The sequence below is a fragment of the Paracidobacterium acidisoli genome (genome assembly GCF_003428625.2).
Lineage (GTDB): Bacteria > Acidobacteriota > Terriglobia > Terriglobales > Acidobacteriaceae > Paracidobacterium > Paracidobacterium acidisoli.
Genome location: NZ_QVQT02000005.1, coordinates 1 through 15,365, shown reverse-complemented (window position 1 = coordinate 15,365; position 15,365 = coordinate 1). Strand labels below are relative to the sequence as shown.

At 61.7% G+C, this 15,365-nt stretch carries 11 protein-coding genes; 4 read left to right on the top strand and 7 right to left on the bottom strand.

The annotated features are described in order from the left end of the window. Nucleotides 1-5: 5 nt before the first annotated feature. On the top strand, nucleotides 6-4,553 hold the full coding sequence (locus tag D0Y96_RS14240) for a glucoamylase family protein (protein ID WP_117301148.1): 4,548 nt from the start codon (nucleotides 6-8) through the stop codon (nucleotides 4,551-4,553). Here the strand turns inward: D0Y96_RS14240 and D0Y96_RS14235 are convergent. Next, complete coding sequence (locus D0Y96_RS14235; RefSeq protein WP_117301146.1) at nucleotides 4,513-5,016, bottom strand: glucosaminidase domain-containing protein; 504 nt, start codon at nucleotides 5,014-5,016, stop codon at nucleotides 4,513-4,515. The two genes, D0Y96_RS14240 and D0Y96_RS14235, sit on opposite strands and share 41 nt — an antisense overlap. 146 nt (nucleotides 5,017-5,162) lie before the next feature. On the opposite strand from D0Y96_RS14235, the gene D0Y96_RS20780 reads away from it, so the two are divergent. Next, a complete protein-coding gene (locus D0Y96_RS20780; protein ID WP_117301144.1) occupies nucleotides 5,163-5,771 on the top strand; it encodes a DUF998 domain-containing protein in 609 nt (202 codons plus the stop codon). 280 nt (nucleotides 5,772-6,051) lie between these two features. On the opposite strand, the gene D0Y96_RS14225 is transcribed toward D0Y96_RS20780, so the two are convergent. Continuing rightward, a complete protein-coding gene (locus D0Y96_RS14225; protein ID WP_117301142.1) occupies nucleotides 6,052-6,546 on the bottom strand; it encodes a NuoI/complex I 23 kDa subunit family protein in 495 nt (164 codons plus the stop codon). 69 nt (nucleotides 6,547-6,615) lie between these two features. On the opposite strand from D0Y96_RS14225, the gene D0Y96_RS14220 reads away from it, so the two are divergent. Then, a complete protein-coding gene (locus D0Y96_RS14220) occupies nucleotides 6,616-7,263 on the top strand; it encodes a hypothetical protein (protein WP_117301139.1) in 648 nt (215 codons plus the stop codon). Between the two features lie 53 nt (nucleotides 7,264-7,316). Beyond that, complete coding sequence (locus tag D0Y96_RS14215) at nucleotides 7,317-7,844, top strand: molybdopterin-dependent oxidoreductase (RefSeq protein ID WP_117301138.1); 528 nt, start codon at nucleotides 7,317-7,319, stop codon at nucleotides 7,842-7,844. A 148-nt stretch (nucleotides 7,845-7,992) separates the two neighbouring features. Here the strand turns inward: D0Y96_RS14215 and D0Y96_RS14210 are convergent, their stop codons facing one another. The 5 genes from D0Y96_RS14210 to D0Y96_RS14190 all read right to left on the bottom strand — a co-directional run bounded on the left by D0Y96_RS14210 (nucleotide 7,993) and on the right by D0Y96_RS14190 (nucleotide 15,074). Then, nucleotides 7,993-9,339 carry a (Fe-S)-binding protein gene (locus D0Y96_RS14210; protein ID WP_117301135.1) on the bottom strand — a complete coding sequence of 449 codons (1,347 nt, stop codon included), beginning with the start codon at nucleotides 9,337-9,339 and terminating at the stop codon, nucleotides 7,993-7,995. Then, entirely contained in the window at nucleotides 9,340-10,542 is a 1,203-nt protein-coding gene (locus tag D0Y96_RS14205; RefSeq protein ID WP_158562395.1) for an FAD-binding oxidoreductase, read from the bottom strand. A 33-nt stretch (nucleotides 10,543-10,575) separates the two neighbouring features. Then, a complete protein-coding gene (locus D0Y96_RS14200; RefSeq protein WP_117301131.1) occupies nucleotides 10,576-12,027 on the bottom strand; it encodes an FAD-linked oxidase C-terminal domain-containing protein in 1,452 nt (483 codons plus the stop codon). A gap of 79 nt (nucleotides 12,028-12,106) precedes the next feature. Next, nucleotides 12,107-13,726 (bottom strand): malate synthase A, encoded by a 1,620-nt coding sequence (aceB, locus tag D0Y96_RS14195; RefSeq protein WP_117301893.1) that lies wholly within the window; start codon nucleotides 13,724-13,726, stop codon nucleotides 12,107-12,109. Nucleotides 13,727-14,021: 295 nt separating this feature from the next. Further along, the gene (locus D0Y96_RS14190) at nucleotides 14,022-15,074 is read right to left on the bottom strand and encodes a LacI family DNA-binding transcriptional regulator (RefSeq protein ID WP_158562394.1); all 1,053 of its coding nucleotides are present in this window, start codon (nucleotides 15,072-15,074) and stop codon (nucleotides 14,022-14,024) included. Nucleotides 15,075-15,365 lie beyond the last annotated feature (291 nt).

Genomic DNA, 15,365 nt, shown 5'->3' with positions numbered 1-15,365 from the left:
GACTCATGCCGGAACAGATAACGAACGCTGATCAGCAACGGCTCGCGAAGGCGGGGATCTCCATTGACCGGCTGCGGTCGGAGGCGCGGACGGCGGCGCAGGGGCACCATGTGGTGCACAGACCGCAGACAAAAACACAGAGCTACGGCATGCGGGTGGAAGCGGCACGGGCGTCGCTCGAGAGGCTGCTCGCCGATCTCGATACGCTGACCGCGGAAAGTGTCGCCGGTCCCGATCCGCTGCTTGAGATTCGCGAGAATCCGCGGCTGCTGCGGACGGCTGCCGTGGAGGTGAAGTCCGTAATACGCAAGGTTCGGCATCTGCCGGTGGAGATGCATCCGGATGGAGCGGACGAGCCTCGCGCGGCAGCGGTGGCGGCGGGCTATCTCTCTGCGAGCGGGCTGGCATGGGACCCGGCGGCGCTGCACATCTACATCAATGAAGAGCAGCAGACCGATCCTCTGTTTCTGGAAGAGCTGTGGGTGCTGCCGGTGATGCTGCGGCTGGTTCTGCTGGAGCGCATTCTGGCGGGAGCCGAAGAGCGGCGGCATGCGGGCAGCTTCAGAGATGACGAATCGGCGAAGCAGTTGACGGCGGCGATCAAAAGCCTGAGAGAGACGGGCTATGCGGACTGGCCTTCGATCCTGGAGCCGATGGTGGCCTTCGATGCGGCGCTGCAGAAAGACCCCGCGGGGGCTTATCCGCGCATGGATTTCGACAGCCGCGAGGTCTGCCGCAAGCGAGTGGCGGAGATTGCGCGGCATGCGGACTCCTCGGAGTCTGAAGTGGCCGCGGCGGCGCTGGAACTGGCGGCGGAAGCGGCGCAGAGGCCGGCAGAGGATATTCGCCTGCACGAGCGGCGCGCGCATGTGGGTTATTACCTGTTCGATCAGGGCTTTGAACAACTGCGGCTGCAGATCGGCTGGCGGCCGCGCTTTATCGATCGTCTGCGTATGACGATCCACCGCCATGCGGACGATTTTTATATCGGCGGCATCGAGATCATGACGGTGATTCTGATCGCGGCGATTCTGCTGCCGCTGATTCCGAACTACTCCGTCATTGGCGGCCTGACGTTTGCGTTTCTGCTGCTGCTGCTGCCGGCGACGCAGGGCGCAGTCGATCTGCTGAACAACACGACGACCGCACTGTTTCGCGCGCATCCGCTGCTGAAGCTCGATTACAGCAAAGGCATTCCGGAGGAGTGCGCCACGCTGGTGGTGGTGCCGACCCTGCTGATGCATGAAAAACAGGTGCGGGAGCTGGTTCTGGACCTGGAGATACGCTTTCTGGCCAATCAGGACCCGAACCTGCACTTCGCGCTGCTGACGGATCTGCCCGATTCGGTGTCGAAGCCGGGCGAGAAGGACTCGGACCCGCTGGTGATTCTGGCGGTGCGTCTGATCAACGAGCTGAACGAGCAGTACAGATCGCATGGAAAGCACGGAGCGATTCTGCTTCTGCACCGGCACCGCATCTTCAACGCGCGGCAGGGCGTGTGGATGGGCTGGGAGCGCAAACGCGGAAAGCTGCTGGACCTGAACAAACTGCTTGCCGGGCAGTTTGACGCGTTTCCGGTGAAGGCCGGAAACATGGAGATTCTGCAGAAGGTGAAGTACATCATCACTCTCGATTCCGACACGCAGCTTCCGCGCGGCACGGCGCACGGCATGATCGGGACGATGGCTCATCCGCTGAACCGGGCCATTATCGATCCGCAGAGCCGGATCGTTTCGCAGGGGTACGGGATTCTGCAGCCGCGCGTCGGGGTGAGCGTGCATTCGGCTTCGCGCTCGCGGCTGGCTTCGCTTTATTCGGGGCAGACCGGCTTCGATCTGTATACGCGCGCCGTCTCTGACGCATACCAGGACCTGTACGGCGAAGGCAGCTTTACGGGCAAGGGCATTTACGAGGCCGCGACGCTGCATGCGGTGCTCGATCGCCGCTTTCCGCGCAACTCGCTGCTGAGCCACGACCTGATCGAAGGCGCATACGCCCGCGCAGGACTGGTGACGGATATCGAAGTGATCGACGATTACCCGTCGCACTACAGCGCATGGAGCCGGCGCAAGCATCGCTGGGTGCGCGGCGACTGGCAGATTGCGCAGTGGCTGTTCTCGCGCGTTCCGGACGAGTCGGGCCGCTGGGTGCGCAACCCGATCTCCACGATCTCGCGGTGGAAGATCTTCGATAACCTGCGGCGCTCGCTGGTGGAGCCGCTCACGCTGATTCTGCTGGTGGCCGGGTGGCTGGGGCTGCCGGGCGGCGCGCTTTACTGGACGCTGGTCACGCTGTTTCTGCTTTTTGTGCCGACGCTGCTGCAGCTTGCCTTCGGCGTGGGCCGCGCGATGTTTATCGAGCAGCAGGGCGCGGTGCGCGAGGCGCTGCTGGGATTCTGGCAGTCGCTCTTCATCACGCTGCTGAACCTGGCATTTCTGCCGCACCAGACGATGCTTTCGATCGACGCCATCATTCGCTCGCTGGTGCGCCGCTTTATTACCGGCCAGCGGCTGCTGGAGTGGGAGACGGCGGCGGAGGCCGAATCGTCGAAGGGGCTGCGAACACCGGTCGACCGCTATCTTGCGCTCACGGCGCTTTTCTCGCTGGCGCTGGCGATCGTGGTTGCTTTCTTCAGACCGATCTCACTTCTGGTGGCTGCGCCGATTTTGCTGCTGTGGGGCTTTGAGAGCGGCGTGACGGAATGGCTGAATTCGCCGCCCCGTGAAGAAAAGCAGGCCATACGCACGGAGGATGAGGGCTTTCTGCGCGAACATGCGCTGCGCATCTGGCGCTTCTTTCACGAGTTCGGCGGAGCGCGGCACAATTATCTGATTCCGGATAATGTCGAGGAAGAGGGGCTGTTCGAGGCCGCGCGCGTATCGCCGACCAACTTCGGACTGCTGCTGAATGCACGCCAGGCAGCGGTAGAGCTTGGATTCCTGACGATTCCGGAGTTCACGGATCTGATGCTGGCCAGCTATGCCACGGTGGAGAAGCTGCCGCGGTATCGCGGACACCTTTACAACTGGTACAACACGCATACGCTGGAGCCGCTGCAGCCAATCACGGTTTCCTCGGTGGACAGCGGGAATCTGGCAGCTTCGTATTACACGGTGCGCACGGGAGCGCGCTCGCTGCTGCAGCGTCCGCTGATCGATGCGCGATTATTTGCAGGCATTCGCACGCAGTGGCTGCTGCTGCGCGGGCTGAAGACAGCTCCCGCAGAGATAAAGAGCCTTGCGCTTCCGGGGGAGCATGCAGAGGCCACGGAGTGGATGGCATGGATTGCACGGGCGGCGGAGCTTCCCTTCATTGCCGATGCCGCTGCATATACCGGGCCGTCGGCCGATGAGGCGATCTGGTGGATGGATGAGCTGCGCAACCGGCTGCTCGCCATTTCAGCCATTGTGAGGGACTATTTGCCGTGGCTGCATTCCGATTACGCCTTCCTGCTCACCAATGCTTATGCGGGACTGCAGAATAAAGGCGGATTCCCGGTGCTGGAGGAGAGCGCAGACTTTTCGGCGGCGCTGGAGCAGCGTCTTGCGATGCTGTGGGCGATGCTGAGTGCGAGCGAGGCCAACGGAAACAGTCATCAGGCCTTTCTGGTGGAGAAGCTTCGCTCGGAGCTGCCGGCGGCACGGGCCCGGATGACAGAGCTGGCAGACAGAGTGCGCACCGTTTCTGCCGAGGCGCTGCGGCTGGCCGAAGAGATGGATTTTGCCTTCCTTGCGGACGAGGGGCGTCAACTGCTCTCGATCGGCTATGAGCTGGCGACCAGCAAGGTTCACTGGGCCTGCTACGACATGCTGGCCTCGGAGGCGCGTATTGCCACCTACATTGCCGTGGCGCGCGGCGAGCTGCCGCAGCAGGGCTGGTTCCGCATGTCGCGCACGCATACCCAGGCTTATGGGCGGCCGGTGCTGCTTTCATGGACGGGCACGATGTTCGAGTATCTGATGCCGTCGGTATGGATGCACAGCTATCCGGAGACGCTGATCTCGAAGTCTCTGGTCAATGCCGTGGAGATTCAGCGCGCCTTCGGCCGCGAGCACGGTATTCCATGGGGTATTTCGGAGTCGGGCTACGCGAAGAAAGACGATGCGGGCCATTATCACTACCAGGCGTTCGGCATTCCGCAGATTGCGCTGAAGTGGGATGCGGAGGCCGGTCCGCTCATCTCGCCGTATTCGACTTATCTTGCGCTGGGCGTGGCTCCGGTGGCGGCGGTCCACAATCTGCGGCGGATGGAAGCGTCGAAGTGGAAGGGCATATACGGACTTTATGAGGCGGCGGATTATTCAGAGTCGCTGAAGCATCCGTCGCTTGTACGGGAGTGGATGGCGCACCATCTGGGGATGTCGCTGCTCGCTCTGCTGAACCTGCTGGACGATGCGGCCGTGCAGCGCTGGTTCCATGCCAATCCGCAGATGCAGGCCGTGGAGCTGCTGCTGCACGAAAAGCCGCTTCGCGCAGCACAGCTCAGGGCGGAGTTCAAACAGCTTACCCCAACTAAGAAGCGGCCGGGGCAGGCGCTGAAGAAGGCGAGCTGAGGCCGGCAAAGGCGCTGCTGTGCGCGTCATAAATGGCCAGCACCTTGCCGGCGCGGCCGGGATCGGTAGACCAGGTCTGCGACACTTCGTTGATGAACTGCTCGCCGGTGGTGGCAGCGAGCGCCGCCTGATAGTGCGGATAGGTGCCGCTCAGACGCTGCAGCAGCGCCATGCGCGCTCCGAAGCACGATGCCAGGTCGGGAAAGCTTACCCAGTTGGCCTGCACCGTTACCCATGCTCCGTTGAGAAACTCGCGTGTGGGCAGAGTAAGCGTTCCGGTGCCATCGACCGGAGGGTGAGACTGCTTTTGTCCGAAGAGGTTGTTCGCTTGCTGACTGAGCTGGGAGTTTCCCCAGCCAGACTCGAGAGCGGCTTCACAGGCGGCGTATTCCGGGAAAATATGACCGGCAGCCTGCGCCGCTGTGGCTGACTTCAGAAGAAAATCGTCCTGCGGTGAACTCATGTTCCTCTCCGTGCGATGAAAGCCTGTTGATCAAAATTTGTATGGGGGACCGCTGAAACCATTCAGTCTATACGCTGCCGCGATGATTCGGCTTTCTGATTCAGTTTTCGGTAGTGTCCTAATTTGTTTAGGCTATATGAGGCACCATGACAAGCTCGTGCCCACTCGAATTGACGACTGCAGGCGCCGCTGCTCTGTGGCTCATCATCATTCTGCTTCTGCACTTCATCAAACCTGAGCTTGATCCCCGTACTCGCATGATCAGCGAGTACGCCCGTGGGCCTAACGGTTGGATCATGCAATTCGCCTTCTTTTGCATGGCTCTAAGCTGTGGCGTGTTGGCGGCAGCCATATGGGCGCTTCCACTGTCGGTTGGTCCAGCATTGCTTATCATTTGTAGCGTTGGCTTTGCTGGGGCGGGAGTTTTCGTTACCGACCCCGTATCGTTGGCCCAAAAAGCACAGACTCGAAGTGGCGCGTTGCATGTACTGTTCGCCTTCGTCGTTATCGTGGTTTTTCCGATCATGGCTACGATCGTCGACATTGGCACAGCCGGTAAAGTCGCGTCGGTCCCGGCTCGTTATTGGTTGCCCGCGCTCTCAGCCCTACCGTGGAGTGGATTCCTCATCTTTATAGGTGCGACTCTAATTTCAGGCCGGAGACCGCGAACGCCATTGGGCCATTTTGAGCGCTTTTTGGTTCTAGCCTACTCTTTGTGGCTGGTAGCGATAGCCCTTATGTTGGCATGGACCTGATATTTTGCCTCTGGCGAAATTAGGACACTATCCAGTTTTCCGATTGAATCATCTTTTTACGCCATCGGCCATGGCCTGGGGATTAAATTCGGCCCGGATGATGCGGTCATGGCAAGCGTCTGGTCCACCTGACAGCGCTGCTTGAGAAGCTGCTCACGCAGGCTGACGATTCAATCCCAGGCTGCCGGGCAACGGCTCAGAGCACTCACACCACGTTCCGATGGAATGCAGATCCTGTCCCACAGATCGTTTCGGCTGGTTCCTGCTCTTTGGCTGATTGCTATTTAATGGAATCAGAGTGCGCGGCCAGCTCACCGGGCATGCCCACAGAGGGCACCAGCATATCTTCCTTGCGCATGACGAGACTGGTGGCATTCATGCTGGCCAGCTCAAAGCCATGTCCATGCGTGATGGCGTCGGTCGGGCAGGCTTCCACACAGTATCCGCAGAAAATACAGCGGTTGTAGTCGATGTTGTAGACTTTCGCGTACCGCTCGGAGCTGGAGATGCGCTTTTCGCCTGTATTTTCATCAGCTTCGATGTAAATGCAGTTCGACGGGCAAGCGGCTGCGCAGAGAAAGCAGGCAACACACTTTTCGAGTCCGTTTTCATCGCGCTGCAGCACGTGGGCGCCGCGGAAGCGCTCCTGCAGCACGGCACCGCGCGCGGGGCCGGGACCATCGGGGTAGTTCTCCACCTCCGTGGGCTGGAACATCTCACGAAAAGTGATGCTCATGCCTTTACTAATGGCGGCAATATTACGCACGATGGACATAGGGACAGTATACAGGCCGATTCCGGCCAGGAACGAGATGCGCAGGCTTCCCTGCCGGAAAGCAGACTGATGGAAAAACGAAATCCTGTGCTGAGACGCAAGTGCGCGGCTGCCGTCGCCGGACTGGCGGCGATCCTTCTTCTTCCCGGGCTGCTGTATGGGCAGGGCGGGTCTTATCCCAAACCGCTGACGGCTTATACGGCCTGCAATTTTCCGGATGGGCTGCAGGTGGTCCGGTTCGATCCGCTGCCGCAGGATGTGCAGTCGCGTCCGGTGGAGACGGCGAAGGGCTCCGGAGAGATCGACATGGACGGAGGCGTGCGGGTGCTGTTTTCGTATCCGTTTACGGATTTCTTCGCCAATGTGAAGGCAGAGCTGCTGCCTGCGGCGAAGTATCCGGAGCTGAAGCGGGAGCTGATCGATAACCTGTCCTATGTCGCCAGCCGGTCTCCGGGAACGGCGGCGAACCAGGCGCTGCCTTCCGCACTGCACGGCTTTGAAGTACATGGAACCGACCGGGGCAAGCTGGAAGGCAACGTCCTCGGCATGTATCTGCTCTTCGACGATCTGTCGCATATTGCCACTACGGTTTATTTTCTGAACCAGAGCTCATGGCAGCGAAAGTTTCAGACGTATGGGGAGTATGAGCAGCTGCGGAATCATTTTCTGGAAAGCTACACGGGCTGTGTTCGTCAGAATCAGGCGCTGCACCGCTAAACCGATTCCCACTCAGCAGGGAAACGGATTCCTGCTCAGCAAAGGACTGGCTCATGATGCGGATACGAATTTCTCACCGTACCCTGGCTCTGCAGGTGCTGCTGGCTGCTTCTGTCTGCCTGGCGCAGGCACCTGCCGGATCGCCGGCGGATTCGAACTCCGGCGCGCTGAAGATACAGACGCCGGAGAAGAGCGAGACGCTGCTGCCGGCGGCTCTCAAAGCGCTGCCTCACATCACGGTCACGGTTCACAATCCGCATGCCGACGCGGACGAGACATTCTCCGGGGTGCCGCTGATGGATCTGCTGGCGAGGGAGGGCGTTCCGCACGGCCATGATATGCGCGGAAAGGCGCTCTCGGAGTATGTGGTCGCGACAGGCTCCGACGGCTATAAGGCAGTCGTGTCGCTGGCGGAGGCCGACCCGGAGTTTCATCCAGGCGATGTTCTGGTGGCCGATGCGATGGACGGCAAGCCGCTCGATGCGAAAACCGGGCCGTTCCGGCTGGTGGTAACGGCGGATAAGCGTCCGGCGCGGTCGGTGCGAAACCTGGTGTCGATCGAAGTGCGCTCGGCGATGTGATCGAAGGCCGCGATCGTGTCATGCATGCACGAGAGAGTATGTTGCAGCTCAAAAGCAGAACTGCAGATCCCTCCACTCCGCGATGCTTCGGTCGGGATGACAATTCGTTTTGGATCAAGACCGCGATGCGGCTACCGTCAGAGATTTTTTAGTGGCGCTGCTGCAGCAGAGACTCGGCGGAGACGTTGCGAATGGAGGCGTCCAGCAGCTCGATCATATGAAAGGCCGGCATGGCACTGGCGCCGCGACGCTGCAGACCGCTCATCAGCTGCAGGAGACATCCGGGATTGGCGGAGACGACGGCTTCGGCTTTGGCCGCGAGCAGATTTTCGACTTTGCGATCGCCGAGCTGGCTGGCCGGCTCGGGATGAAGCAGGTTATAGATTCCTGCTGAGCCGCAGCAGAGATTTGCCTCTTCGAGCTCGGCGACCTGCAGCTGCGGAATGGCGGCGAGCAGCGCGCGCGGCGGCTCGTACACGCCCTGGGCATGGCGGAGATGGCAGGCGTCATGATAGGCCACGCGGAGTGGCAGCGGATGACGCGGCGACTGAGGGGGCAGCTCGCTCAGGATTTCAGAAATGTCGCGGCATTTTGCGCTGAAGGCGGCGGCGCGTGAGGCCCAGGCGGGATCGTCGCGCAGCAGATAGCCATACTCCTTCATGGTCGATCCGCATCCGGCGGCGTTGATGACGATGATGTCGACGGAGGCGGCTTCAAAAGCTGCAATCATGCGACGCGCGAGGCCGGCGGCGTCTTCCTCAAGCCCGGAGTGCAGCATGAGAGCACCACAGCACTCCTGCTGCTGCGGGATGATGACTTCACAGCCTTCGGCAGCGAGCACCCGCGCGGTGGCCTGATTCACATGCTGGAAGAAGACCTGCTGCACACAGCCGGCGAGCATGCCGACGCGCAGACGCGGTTTTGCGGGCGTGATTTTTGCGGGCAGACGCTGAAAGAGCTTTGACGGAACGGCCGGGAGCAGGGATTCCATGGCCGCCATGCGGCGAGGCAGCATTTTCAGCAGGCCGGAGGCGCGGACGAGCCGCTGCAGGCCGGTACGCTGATACACGAGGAGCGGCAGTGCAAGGAGGCGCAGACGGCCGGCATGCGGGAAGACGGCGTAGAGCAGTTTACGGAAGGAAGCGTCTTCCGCAGAGCGCGGAAGATTACGCTCGATCTGTCCCCGCGTGTCTTCGATGAGCTTGTTGTACTGCACGCCGGAGGGGCAGGCGGTCATGCAGGCCATGCAGCCGAGGCAGTGGTCGATGTGCTCGCGAAAGCGCTCATTCAGGGGGCTCTCGCCGCGAGAGATTTTGTTCATCATGTAGATGCGGCCGCGAGGCGAGTCCATCTCTTCGCCCCAGAGCACGTAGGTGGGGCAGGCGGGAAGGCAGAAGCCGCAGTGGACGCAGTCTTCGAGCAGCTCTTTTTCCGGCGGGTGATGCGTGTCGAAGCCGGAGGTCTTCGCCGCTTCCAGTTGAACCAGTTCAGTCATTCAGATGCCCCCCAGGAAGCGGCCAGGATTGAGAAGCGCACCAGGATCGAAGCGGCGCCTGATTTCACGCATCAGCTCTGTGCCCTGCGGAAGCCGGCCCCAACGGTCGATCTGCGCCTCCGGCAAGGCGGAGAGCAGCGTCAGCGATCCACCTGAGGATTCGAGCTGCCGGCGCAAAGCGATCAGGCCGGGAAAGCATGCGACCGAGGGCACGCTGCCGGTCATGATGCCGGTAGCCTGGATTACGGCAGTGCCGCCGAGAGCAAGAACAGCGGCCGATGCGCGGGATATCTCATCGGGCAGCATGGTCGCTTTGAAGGCGGCGGCATGCTCCATCACCTTCTCGCGAGCCGACCAGACCTCAGGCAATGCCGGCTGCGCGGAGAGGCCCTGCTTCCCTGCCAGGGCGATGAGCGATTCGGTCTGCGGCATGAGCACTTCGGGAATGGCAGCAAGCCGGATATCGAGAGCAAAGGCTTCTCCGGAGGCGCGCAACTGCATGCTCTGCGTGCTGAAGTGGGAGTCGAGAAGCTGCAGCAGCAGATTGCCCAGCGGCTCAGCCGATGGCGAGACGACGGTGAGTGTGGCAGTGTTTCCGGGAATCGCATGCAGGCGAAAGGTCACTTCGGTGACGATGCCGAGGGTTCCGAAGGCTCCGCACATGAGCTTATGCAGATCGTAACCAGCCACATTTTTAACGACCTTGCCGCCACTGCGCGCCACGGTGCCGTCGGCGAGGACGATGGTCATTCCGAGAACGATGTCGCGCAGGCCGCCGTAGCGAAGGCGCAGAGCTCCGGAGTCGTTTGCGGCGATGATGCCGCCGACGGTGGCGCGATCGGGCCAGAGCGGATCGAGCGCAACGAACTGACCGTGCCGGGCAAGCGCGGACTGGAGTGCCGACCAAGCGCATCCCGCGCCGACGGTGCAGGTCATGTCCTGCCAGATGTGCTCGCGCAGTGCGGAGAAGCGATGCGTCTGCAGGATGAGGCTGGTGCGCCCGTCATTGAGCCAGGCCGTTTTTGTGCCCGCGCCGCGCGGCTCAACAGCCAGCCCGGCCTGACCGGCAAGGCGAAGCACAGAAGCCACCTGATCGGTATCGGCCGGAGCGACGGTGATGACACCGCGCGAAGACGCTGTGTGTTCCGCACCGCAGAGGGCGGTTATCGCGCCGGTGATGTTTTCCGTGACTGCTGATTGCATGGGCATTGAGATCGAAGTGAGTGCTGCGACGAGCTAGAAGAACTCCGCCACGCCGGCCTTTTCGAGGGGGTGGGGCGTGTAGGGTCCGGTTTTTTCGCCGCACAGGCGCGGACGGGGAAAGAGCTTATCGGGATTCGCGATGTTCTGCGGATCGAATGCGCAGCGCACGCGCTGCATGGTGTCGAGATCGGGCTCGGAGAACATATAGCCCATCGCCTCCTGTTTTTCTTTGCCGACTCCGTGCTCGCCGGTGATGGAGCCGCCGAGGTCGACGCAGAGCCGCAGGATGCGCAGAGAGAGATCGACGGCGATGTGCTCCTGACCGGGGATGGATGCGTCGTACAGGACGATGGGATGAAGATTGCCGTCGCCGGCGTGGAAGACATTGGAGACGCGCAGATCCACGGTCTGCGCCATGCGCCCTATCTCTTCGAGCACTTCAGGCAGGCGGGTGCGGGGAATGACGCCATCCTGCACGATGTAGTTCGGCGCCAGACGTCCTGCGGCAGCGAAGGCGGCCTTGCGGCCCTTCCAGATCAGCATGCGCTCGTGCTCACTCTGGGCGAGGCGAACCTCCCAGGCGCCGTTCGCGCGGCAGAGATCGTGTACCTGCTGTGTCTGAAGCTCGGCTTCGATGGACGGGCCGTCGAGCTCGACCAGCAGCAGAGCCTCGCACTGCGGGTAGTTCGGGTGGACTGCGGCTTCGGCGGAGACGATGGAGAGCCGGTCCATGATCTCCATGGCCGAGGGCAGGATGGATGCAGCGATGATGTCGGAGACGGTCTGCCCGGCCGCGGTAATGCTGTCAAAGGCGGCGAGTAGCACCTTCACCACCTCGGGCTTCTTCACGATGCGAAGCGTTACCGCAGTGGCGACGCCGAGCGTTCCCTCGGAGCCTACAAAGACGGCGGTGAGATCGTAGCCCGGCGCGTCGAGGCTGGGAGCGCCGATGTGCATCAGATCTCCGGTGGGCGTGACGATCTCGAGGCCCAGAACGTGGGTGGTGGTGAACCCATATTTGAGGCAGTGCGCGCCACCGGAGTTCTCGGCGACGTTGCCGCCGATGGTGCAGACGCTCTGCGATGAGGGATCGGGCGCGTAGAAGTATCCGTACGGCGAGACATGCCGCGTGACATGGCTGTTGATGACGCCGGGCTGCACGGTGATGCGCTGATTCGGGAGATCGAGCGACAGAATGCTCGTCATGCGCGCGAAGCTGATGACGATGCCTTCGGCTGCGGGAAGCGCTCCGCCGGAGAGGCCGGTGCCTGCGCCGCGCGCGACGAAGGGAATGGTGTGAAGCGAGCAGAGGCGCACGATCTTCTGCACCTGACCGGCGGTGCGCGGCAGCACGACGGCTGAAGGCACGGTGCGGATCGCGGTGAGCCCGTCGCACTCGTACGTCTGCAACTGGCTGCGCTCGACGATCAGACCATCTGTGCCGACGATGGTTTCGAATTCGGCTATCACACTGGCAGGAAGCATGGGGAACCGTTATGCGGCGGAGGGTTATGCGGATGCCCGTGATGGAGTCCGCTGCTTCCATCACGGGAACAAGGATATGTCAGCGCGCAGAGGCCGTCACTGCCGCCTCCGCCGACATGACTCTGTCGTATGCGGGGACGGTGAGGAACTCGGTGAACTTCGGAGCACGGATCAGATCCCGCATCAGCGAAGCGGCCTGCTCGTATGCCTGATACCGTTTGGCATCCACGGCCTCTTTGGCACGCGCCAGCTCGGCCTGCATGTAGCTGTCGCAGAGCTCGGCGGTGACGGGACGGCCGTCCTGCAGGACTGCTCCATGATGGACCCACTGCCAGAGCTGCGCGCGGCTGATCTCTGCGGTGGCCGCATCTTCCATCAGATTGAAGAGCGGAACGCATCCGATACCGCGCAGCCACGCTTCGATGTAGCCAAGCCCGACGGCGACGTTCTGCACCAGCCCGGCCTCGGTGATGGTTCCGGGAGGCACCTGAAGGAGATCCTGCGGGGTGGGGTTGAAGTCCGGAAGCTGCTTGTCGATCTGGTTCGGGTTCGGCATCAGACGGTCGAAGACTTCCATAGCCACCGGAACCAGACCGGGATGAGCCACCCAGGTTCCATCGTGACCGTCGGTCGCTTCGCGCTCCTTGTCGGCGCGCACACCGGCGATGGCCCGCTCATTGGCAGTTGCGTCGTTCCTGATGGGAATGAGCGCGCTCATGCCGCCCATGGCGCTGACGCGGCGGCGGTGACAGGTTTTGATGGCCAGCTTCGAATAGCTGCGCATGAAGTGGGTGGTCATGGTGACCTGCGCACGGTCGGGCAGCAGGATGGAGCGATCGGCGGCGCGCTTCTTGATGTAGGAGAAGATGTAGTCCCAGCGGCCGCAGTTCAGACCTGCGGAGTGGTCTTTCAGCTCCCACAGAATCTCATCCATTTCAAATGTGGCCAGAATGGTTTCGATGAGCACGGTCGCGCGAATGGAGCCGGCGGCGAGGCCGAGATCGCGCTCCGCTTCAACGAAGATGTCGTTCCACAGACGCGCTTCGAGATGGCTCTCCATCTTGGGCAGATAGAAATATGGGCCGGAGCCACGCGCGAGCAGCTCTTTCGCGTTATGGAAGGCGTAAAGCGCGAAGTCGAAGATGGAGCCGCTCATCGGCTCGCCATCGACAAACATATGGCGCTCTTCGAGGTGCCATCCGCGTGCACGCACGAAGAGGACGGCGGGCTTTTCTCCCAGCTCGTAGTGCTTGCCGGTAGATGGATCGTCGAAGGTGATGGTGCGCCGAACGGCGTCGCGAAGGTTGAGCTGTCCTTCGACAACATTGGCCCAGATGGGGGTCGTGGAGTCCTCGAAGTCGGCCATGAAGACCTTTGCGCCGGAGTTCAGGGCATTGATCACCATTTTGCGGTCGACAGGACCGGTGATCTCGACGCGCCGGTCGAGCAGATCCGCGGGCAGCGGAGCGACCGTCCATTCACGGTCGCGGATTTCTTTGGTTTCGGGCAGGAAGTTGGGCAATTCGCCCGCATCGAGGCGCTGCTGACGGTCTGCGCGGCGCTGGAGCAGCTCCTTCCGGCGGCCATTGAATGCCCGCTGCAGCTTTACGGCAAAGGCCGTTGCTTCCGGCGTGAGAATCTCCGCATACCGCGCTGAGACAGGAGCGCGAAATTCAACATTATCAACCTGACTGGTCATAAGCTCGTCATTCCCCTTCCGATACTTCAGGCGCGACGCCGCAGGACGGACGCAGAGCCTTTCCATGCTGTGGAATGAGGTTCCCCTCGAACCGGAAACGTTTCCATTCCTGTGGCGGCCAGCTGCCCGCTCAGTTCCTCTGATGCGTTCTCTTTTGGAGCAGCGAAGGATGCAATGCTGTGAACACCTACGGAGAGCATGGTATTTGACCGTTTTAAAAAGGGTCAAGCCAGGGCGGATCTATGGACGATGCAATATTCCGGTTTCGCGCGTCTGTCGCAACCCGCAAAGGGACTTACCGGGTGACTGGCGCTCCGCAGCTTACCCGGGGCACGTACCAGGTGGGAAGCACGGCGATGGAAGCGGCCTGTTCGGGCTGCGAGATGGCATCGAGCAGAAAGCGCGCGGCGGTCTGGCCCATCAGATCGGTGTCGCGCATGACGGTGGAGATGGGAGGATCGAAGAGGCGGCCGAGCGGCACGTCATCGCAGACGACCAGAGAGAGATCGCGGCCGAGCCGGAGATTGCGCGAGCGAATCGTCTCCAGAGCACCGACCAGAAGCTGATTGCCTCCGAGGATTACAGCGGTCGGTGGATTGGGAGCACTGAGCCAGCGCTTCATGGTGGCTGCGCCGTGCTCTGCGGAGAGCGGGCCGGCGTCGACCAGGAATTTCGGCTTCATCTTTCTTTCCCGATAGGCATCGGTGACGGCGCGAATGCGCTCTCTTGAAGGCCGCACATCGAGACCGACGATGACTCCGAGGGACCGGTGGCCGAGCTCGAGGAGATGGCGGGCGGCCTGTCCGACGCCGGTGTAGTGATCGGAGTAGACGTACCGCGCTTCAATCGAGTCCGGCAGGCTGCGATCGATGACAACGAGCGGGATGCCGGAGGCGCCGAGCGCTGCCAGCATGGCCGGATCATCTTCGACTGCGGGCAGCAGGATGAGTCCATCGACGCGGCGCTGCTGCAGAAGACGGATGCGCCTGGCATCGACGGCGGGCTCGCCGCCGGAGTTGGTCAGCAGAAGGGAGTATCCCGCGGCGCTGAGCACGGCCTCGGCTCCGTGAATGATGGAAGAGACGAGGGGGTTTGCAATGTCGGAGACAACGAAGCCGACCGACTGCGTCTTTTGACGACGCAGCGCCTGGGCCAGCATGTTGGGAGAGTAGCCGACGATTTCAGCGGCCCTGAGGACACGGGCACGCATCTGATCGCTGACTCCGGCTGCGCCGGAAAATACACGGGAGACCGAACCGATTCCAACCCCGGCACGTTTGGCGACCTGCCTGATCCCAGTCTGGTCGGGGATTTTCTTCTCTTTCGTCTGCGGCCTCTGCAATGCCATCGCCATCTTTCGGAAGAACCGGGCCCTGAGGAGCGCCTCTGCTCCAACATCCTACACGCAGGGGTGGCCGATGCAGGCCCTTGACCATAAAAAGGAGAAAAGCCTAGATTAGAAACGTTTCCAGTCAAAAAACAGACAGCCCGCGGATGAGCCGGGCACACAGGAGCAGATGATGTCTTTGCAGACTTTGAAGATTACCCGGATAGAGGTGTTGATGTTGCGGGTTCCGCTTCGTCAGGTGTATCGGGGCAGCTACTATCAGATGACGCACCGGGCGACGATTCTGACGCG

What these genes read in the sequence shown, in the direction of transcription:
- D0Y96_RS14225 (WP_117301142.1), bottom strand. Translation starts at nt 6,546, where the DNA reads ATGTCCATCGTGCGTAATATTGCCGCCATTAGTAAAGGCATGAGCATC.
- D0Y96_RS14220 (WP_117301139.1), top strand. Translation starts at nt 6,616, where the DNA reads ATGGAAAAACGAAATCCTGTGCTGAGACGCAAGTGCGCGGCTGCCGTC.
- D0Y96_RS14190 (WP_158562394.1), bottom strand. Translation starts at nt 15,074, where the DNA reads ATGGCATTGCAGAGGCCGCAGACGAAAGAGAAGAAAATCCCCGACCAG.
- D0Y96_RS14215 (WP_117301138.1), top strand. Translation starts at nt 7,317, where the DNA reads ATGATGCGGATACGAATTTCTCACCGTACCCTGGCTCTGCAGGTGCTG.
- D0Y96_RS14210 (WP_117301135.1), bottom strand. Translation starts at nt 9,339, where the DNA reads ATGACTGAACTGGTTCAACTGGAAGCGGCGAAGACCTCCGGCTTCGAC.
- D0Y96_RS20780 (WP_117301144.1), top strand. Translation starts at nt 5,163, where the DNA reads ATGACAAGCTCGTGCCCACTCGAATTGACGACTGCAGGCGCCGCTGCT.
- D0Y96_RS14205 (WP_158562395.1), bottom strand. Translation starts at nt 10,542, where the DNA reads ATGCAATCAGCAGTCACGGAAAACATCACCGGCGCGATAACCGCCCTC.
- D0Y96_RS14240 (WP_117301148.1), top strand. Translation starts at nt 6, where the DNA reads ATGCCGGAACAGATAACGAACGCTGATCAGCAACGGCTCGCGAAGGCG.
- aceB (WP_117301893.1), bottom strand. Translation starts at nt 13,726, where the DNA reads ATGACCAGTCAGGTTGATAATGTTGAATTTCGCGCTCCTGTCTCAGCG.
- D0Y96_RS14200 (WP_117301131.1), bottom strand. Translation starts at nt 12,027, where the DNA reads ATGCTTCCTGCCAGTGTGATAGCCGAATTCGAAACCATCGTCGGCACA.
- D0Y96_RS14235 (WP_117301146.1), bottom strand. Translation starts at nt 5,016, where the DNA reads ATGAGTTCACCGCAGGACGATTTTCTTCTGAAGTCAGCCACAGCGGCG.